Here is a 330-nt window from a genome sequence, read left to right on the forward strand (position 1 = left end):
TGACGATATTATTCGCAGCCTGATTTAAGCTCAACGCAACACTGCCATCGCCGCCTAACTGATTGACTTGGACGCGATACAGGTTGTCGTAGATTTTTTCGACGAACTGAATCTGACCTTGTGCATTGCCAGTGAAATTGAGTTTGAAATCGCTAACATCGACCTGCTTGACGGAGTCGGAGAAGCGGACGTTAAAGCTGAGTGTATCGGCATTTCTAGGACTGACCTGAGCGAGTTGAGCTTGACTGAGCTGAAGTTGGTTCAGTGTGATTAAGCCAGGCGCACCGGGATCGACGATACGGCCGTTGGCAAGGCCGTCAGCGTCAAAGC

At 50.3% G+C, this 330-nt stretch carries 1 protein-coding gene; it reads right to left on the reverse strand.

All coding sequences use genetic code 11. The features are described 5' to 3' along the window. The coding region (locus KDM90_RS17630; protein WP_212676937.1) for a hypothetical protein at positions 1–330 on the reverse strand (330 nt) is incomplete at both ends.

The sequence above is a fragment of the Affinundibacterium fentianense genome (genome assembly GCF_018139545.1).
Classification (GTDB): Bacteria; Pseudomonadota; Gammaproteobacteria; order Burkholderiales; family Burkholderiaceae_D; genus Undibacterium; species Undibacterium fentianense.